Here is a 6,000-nt window from a genome sequence, read left to right as displayed (position 1 = left end):
GCGCCCCGGGGGCGCGCCCCGGCGCCCCGCGCGCGCGCGCGGCCGTCCGGCGTGTCCGGCCCCGCTCACACAAATCCTCCGTACGGCAGTACCCCCGCCAGGACCGAATCGTTCTCCTTGGCGGGCGCACCTGCCCAAAACACGTACACGCCGGGAAGGACCCGCCGCACGTCCATCGGAGGACACCCATGAGCACGCCGCCCCTCGCCTCAGGCCCCGAAGGCCCGGACGCACTGCGGCCGTTGCTCGACACCGTCCTCCACGCGCTCGCCGAGGGCACCGCCGCCCGCGGAGGACCCCTCCCCGCCGGAGGACCCGAACGCGTCGCCGAGCGCCTGCGCACAGCCCTCGGCGACCCCCTGCCCCCACACGGCAGCGCCGACGCCCTGCACACCCTCGTCCGCGCCCTCGCCGAAGGCGCCGCCGACCCCGCCGACCCCCTGTGCGCGGCCCACCTGCACTGCCCGCCCCTCGCCGTCGCCACCGCCGCCGACCTCGCGGCCTCCGCCCTCAACCCGTCCCTCGACTCCTGGGACCAGGCCCCCGCCGCCTCCGAACTCGAAGCGGTCCTCGCCCAGGCCCTCGCCCACCTGGTCTACGGCGGCGCGGACGCCTCGGACGCGGGGGACGCCTGGGACGCCGGGGATGCTTCGGACTCCTCAGGCGTGCAGGCGGCGCGGGGCACGGAGACGCAGGGCACGCGGGTAGGGGGCACAGTGGCGGAGGGCGCGCGGGTAGAGGGCACAGGGGTAGAGGGCACAGGGACGCGGCGCGTGCCGGGCGACGCCCTCATCACCACCGGCGGCACCGAATCCAACCAACTCGCCCTTCTCCTCGCCCGCGAGAAACACCACGGCATCCAACTCGTCTGCGGAGCAGGCGCCCACCACTCCCTCCAACGCGCCGCCTGGCTCCTCGGCCTCCCCGAACCAGTCGTCCTCCCCGCACCCGCCGGCACCCTCGACCCCGCCGCCCTCGACAGCGCCCTCACCGAGCTGCGCGGCCCCCTCCTCGTCGCCGCCACCGCCGGCACCACCGACGCCGGACTCATCGACCCGCTGTCCGAGATCGCCGACCTCTGCGCCACCCACGGCGCCCGCCTCCACATCGACGCCGCCTACGGCGGAGGCCTCCTCTTCAGCGACCGGCACCGCGGCAAACTCGACGGACTCGCCCGCGCCGACACCGTCACCCTCGACCTGCACAAACTCGGCTGGCAGCCCGTCGCCGCCGGACTCCTCGCCGTACGCGACCCCACCGACCTCACCCCCCTCGGCCACCGTGCCGATTACCTCAACGCCGACGACGACACCGAAGCCGGCCACCCCGACCTCCTCGGCCGCTCCCTGCGCACCACCCGCCGCCCCGACATCCTCAAGATCGCCGTCACCCTCAAGACGCTCGGACGCCACGGCATCGGGAACCTCGTCGACCAGGTCTGCGCCCACGCCCACGAACTCGCCGACCTCGTCGCAGCCCACCCCGGCTTCGAGCTCTACGACCGCCCCGTCATCAGCACGGTCCTCTTCCGGCCCGAAGGCGCCACCGACGACGCCGTCGCCGCCGTACGCCGCACCCTCCTCGACCAAGGCCGCGCCGTCCTCGGCCGTGCCACCCTCGACGGCCGCCGCTGGCTCAAAGCCACCCTCCTCAACCCCCACACCCGGCCCGGCGACCTGGCCACGCTCCTGAAACTGGTGGAAGGACACACACCCCGATGAGACCGACACCCCAGCCCCAGCGCCCCACCGCCGAAACACCCCGCGACCTCGTCGGCATCGGCATCGGCCCCTTCAACCTCTCCCTCGCCGCCCTCGCCCACCCCCTCACCGAACTCGACACCGTCTTCTACGAACAACGCCCCGGCTTCGACTGGCACCCCGGCCTCCTCATCGACGGCGCCACCCTCCAAGTCCCCTTCCTCGCCGACCTGGTGACCCTCGCCCACCCCACCAGCCCCTGGTCCTTCCTCAACTACCTCAAGGACCGCGACCGCCTCTTCCCCTTCTACTTCGCCGAGCGCTTCCACATCCAACGCGCCGAATACGACGCCTACTGCCGCTGGGTCGCCGACAACCTCCCCGGACTCCGCTTCGCCCACCAGGTCGACGCCGTCCGCTGGAACCCCGAACACGACCTCTTCGAAGTCGACTTCACCCGCCTCGACACCCACGGCCAGGCACAGGCCCTCGGCCGCACCCACACCCGCAACATCGTCCTCGGCGTCGGCACCGCCCCCCACATCCCCGAACCCCTCAAACCACTCGTCGCAGCCCCCGACGCACCCGTCATCCACGCCGCCGACTACCTCAAGCACCGCGACCGGTTCCTCACCGCCGACCACATCACCGTCATCGGCGCCGGCCAGTCGGGAGCCGAGGTCTTCCTCGACCTCCTCCGCAACCGCCCCATCGGAAAAGAAAAGATTCACTGGCTCGCCCGCACCGAGGCCTTCGCCCCCATGGAGTACTCCAAACTCGGCCTCGAACACTTCACCCCCGACTACACCCGCTACTTCCACGCCCTCACCGAGCCCGTCCGCGACCGCCTCCTCGCCGCCCAGTGGCAACTCCACAAAGGCATCGACGCCGACACCATCGCCGCCATCCACGACGAGCTCTACCGACGCACCCTCCACGGCGGCTGGCCCGACGCCGTCCTCACCCCCGCCGTCACCGTCCGCACCGCCGGACGCATCGCCACCACCAAGATCGAACTCCACCTCGAACACGTCCAGCAAGGCACCCGCTCCCGCCTCACCACCAACGCCGTCGTCCTCGCCACCGGCTACCGCGAACGCCCCATCGCCCCCCTCCTCGCCGGACTCGACCCCTACCTCCGCCGCGACAACGCCGAACGCCCCGACATCGACGACCAGTTCCGCCTCGTCCTCGACCCCACCGTCACCGGCCGCGTCTACGTCCAGAACGCCGAACTCCACACCCACGGCGTCGGCACCCCCGACCTCGGCCTCGCCGCCTGGCGCAGCGCCACCATCCTCAACTCCCTCACCGGAAAGGACCCCTACCCCCTTCCCGGACGCACCGCCTTCACCACCTTCGGCCTCGAAAGCACCTCCCGCGTCCCCGCCGCCCGTCAGGAACCCCGAACCCTCACCCCCCTCGGCCCCCTTGTCCCGCTCATCCCCCTCGTCGAAGGACGATGAGGACCGCCCCGCATCCCCTCATCGGACGAGCCCCGCCGATCGGTTCACGCAGAGGCCGGGATTCCCCGAGCGCCTCCTCCACCCGCCCAAGACAAACGGCGCCGACGCGAGAATCCGCGCCGACGCCGCCGACCTGAACCAAGAACGCCCTAGAACACGGGCACACCCGCACGCGTCAACTTCCAGTCCACCGACGCGAAGTCCTTCGGGTCCAGCACACCCTTCGCCGTGACCCACTCCGCGATCCGCGTCCGGATCTCCGTCGACTCCGACCACACCTCGGTCGCCGTGGCGACATGCGGGAACGCGCCACCACCATTGGCACGGTAGTTGTTCACCGCGAACACGAACTGCTGAGCGTCGTCCAACGGCGCACCGTTGTACGTCAGGTTCTTGATCCGCGAACCCTCCGCCTGCGCGATGTCGATGTCGTACCCAAGACCCGACACATAGTCGTAGTTGTAGTCCGGGCGACTGTTCGCGTTCGTCAGCTTCTCCGTGTCGACCACCGCACCCACGGCCGTCTGCACGAAGTAGTTCGCCGAGTACTCCAGGTACGCACGGACCTGCGCACCCGTCAGCACCTTCGCCACCAGCGTGTTGTCGTACACATACAGACTCGACAGATCCCGGATCGTCACCTTCCCGGCCGGGATCTCCGACGTCCGCGAGAACGGCGACGCCTGCGCGATCACCGGCAGCGACGCGTACTGCGTCCCCACCAGCGCCGCCCGCACCACATCCTCCTGGACCTTCGTGATCAGATCGATGATCGGAGCGTCCTTGTAACGCGCCTCCACCGTCGTCAGCGTGTCCGTCGCCGTACCCACCACCTGGTTGACGTACGCCACCACCACATCGTGCTCGTCCTTCAGCAGCCGCGTGATCTTCGGGTCGTCCGCCACCGAGTTCGTGTTGCGCACCGAAGCCGCCACCGACTCGACCCGCCAACGCCCCTTCTCGAAGACCAGCCCGAAGTCGAACACCGACAGCCGCTCCGCGAACGCCAGCGGCTCCGACAGCACCACCGTCTTGCCCGTCGCCGTGTTCGTGACCTTCAACTCGGGGATCTCCAGATGCGCGTGACCCACCAGAATCGCGTCGATCCCCGGCACCTGCTGAGCCACCAACGCCGCCGAGTTCTCCACGTACGGCACCTGATCACCGTACGACGACGTACCCGACGTACCCGAGTGCGCCGACACGACCACCACGTCCGCACCCATCGACCGGAGCTTCGGCACCCACTTCGCCGCCTGCTCCTCAAGACCCGGGAACGTCAACTTCCCCTGCACATACGCCTTGTCCCAGATCGCGATACCGGGATTCGTCAGCCCCAGCACCGCCACCTTCACCGGCGGAGCACCGTGAACACGGAACTCCTTCATGAAGTACGGAGGAAACGCCGGCTTCAACGTCTTCGCGTCCAGCGCGTTCGCACCCAGCAACGGGAAACGGCACTGCGACTCGAACTTCCGCAGCGTCTCGATCCCGTAGTTGAACTCGTGGTTCCCGAGCGCCACCGCGTCATAGCCGATCGCGTTCATCGCCTGCGCCATCGGATGCACCGGACCACCCTTGGCGGTGATCGGATCCACCTTCGCGTAGTAGTACGTCAACGGAGTGCCCTGGATCGTGTCACCCGCGTCCAGCAGCAGCGTGTTGCAACGCCCCTTCTCCGCACGGATCGCGTTCACCAGCGTCGAGATCCGCGCCAGACCCTGGGCGTTACCCGCCTTGTCCGAGTACTCCGCGTTCTTGAAATAGTCCCAGTTGAACACGTGACCGTGCAGATCGGTCGTCCCCATCACCGTCAGCTCGTACCGCTTCACCGGTCGGCCCCCCTTCGACCCCTCCGCGGCCTGCGCCACCGGAGCCGCACCCATACCCGCGAGCGCCACCCCCGCACCGGTCACGGCGGACTCCTTCAGAAACTTCCGGCGATTCAACGGCATGGCTCGAACTCCTCGGGATCTGGGGCAACGACGCGCGTAGATTCTGGCCCAACACCCGCTCCCGCAAAAGACCCTGGAGGTTTCCATCTGATGGCCGGACGACACCGGAGACACCCCACCCAGTGACAGAGTGGGACGTATGACCCCCGACACCGGCCCCGCCGACCGGCACACCCCGGCCACCACCCCCGCCGTCCCCTACGGCACCCCCGACACCCCCCGCATCGCCGTCCGCGGCGAAGCCCATCTCGAAGTCGACCCCGAGATCGCCCGCATCACCATCACCGTCACCGCCCGCGGCAAAGACCGCCGACAGACCCTCACCGACCTCACCCACCGCAACGCCCGCGCCCTCGACCTCGTCAAAGCCCACGGCGACGCGGTCGAACACCTCGAAACCAGCGCCCTCACCATCACCCCCGAACTCAGCCGCCACAGCCGCGGAGAACGCACCCGCACCCACCACGGACTCGTCCACATCACCGCCGAACTGAACGACTTCACCGCACTCGGCGAACTCACCACCGCCCTCGCCGACCTCGACCTCACCCGCGTCGACGGCCCCTGGTGGACCCTGCGCCCCGACTCACCGGCCCACCGCACAGCACGCCAGCAAGCCGTCCGCGAAGCCGTCCAGCGCGCCCGCGAATACGCCGAAGCCCTCGACACCACTCTCACCGCCCTCGTCGAACTCGCCGACACCGGCACCGAGGACACCCACCCCCGGGTCCCCCAGAGCACCCGCGCGCGCAGCCGGGCCGTCTACGCCGCCGCCCCCGCCGAGGACGAGCCCGCGCCCCTCGACCTCGAACCCCAACGCCAGCACGTCCACGCCGAGGTCGTCGCCCGCTTCACCATGGCGCCACCGCGGCTCTAGGG

Annotated in this window: 4 protein-coding genes; 3 read left to right on the top strand and 1 reads right to left on the bottom strand. The window is 70.0% G+C overall.

Annotated elements, in window-relative coordinates:
• Nucleotides 1-188 precede the first annotated feature (188 nt).
• Entirely contained in the window at nt 189-1,721 is a 1,533-nt protein-coding gene (locus ACFXGX_RS25700; RefSeq protein WP_384795334.1) for a pyridoxal phosphate-dependent decarboxylase family protein, read from the top strand.
• On the top strand, nt 1,718-3,166 hold the full coding sequence (locus tag ACFXGX_RS25695) for a lysine N(6)-hydroxylase/L-ornithine N(5)-oxygenase family protein (protein WP_384795332.1): 1,449 nt from the start codon (nt 1,718-1,720) through the stop codon (nt 3,164-3,166). Before ACFXGX_RS25700 ends, ACFXGX_RS25695 begins: the two co-directional genes overlap by 4 nt.
• A gap of 149 nt (nt 3,167-3,315) precedes the next feature.
• Here the strand turns inward: ACFXGX_RS25695 and ACFXGX_RS25690 are convergent, their stop codons facing one another.
• Nucleotides 3,316-5,121: a 5'-nucleotidase C-terminal domain-containing protein gene (locus ACFXGX_RS25690; RefSeq protein WP_384795330.1), complete on the bottom strand. Its 1,806-nt coding sequence runs from the start codon at nt 5,119-5,121 to the stop codon at nt 3,316-3,318.
• Between the two features lie 139 nt (nt 5,122-5,260).
• On the opposite strand from ACFXGX_RS25690, the gene ACFXGX_RS25685 reads away from it, so the two are divergent.
• On the top strand, nt 5,261-5,998 hold the full coding sequence (locus ACFXGX_RS25685; protein ID WP_384795328.1) for an SIMPL domain-containing protein: 738 nt from the start codon (nt 5,261-5,263) through the stop codon (nt 5,996-5,998).
• Nucleotides 5,999-6,000: the final 2 nt, after the last annotated feature.

It is taken from the genome of Streptomyces sp. NPDC059371, from assembly GCF_042751995.1.
Lineage (GTDB): Bacteria > Actinomycetota > Actinomycetes > Streptomycetales > Streptomycetaceae > Streptomyces.
This window is presented reverse-complemented; position numbering and strand designations above follow the sequence as displayed.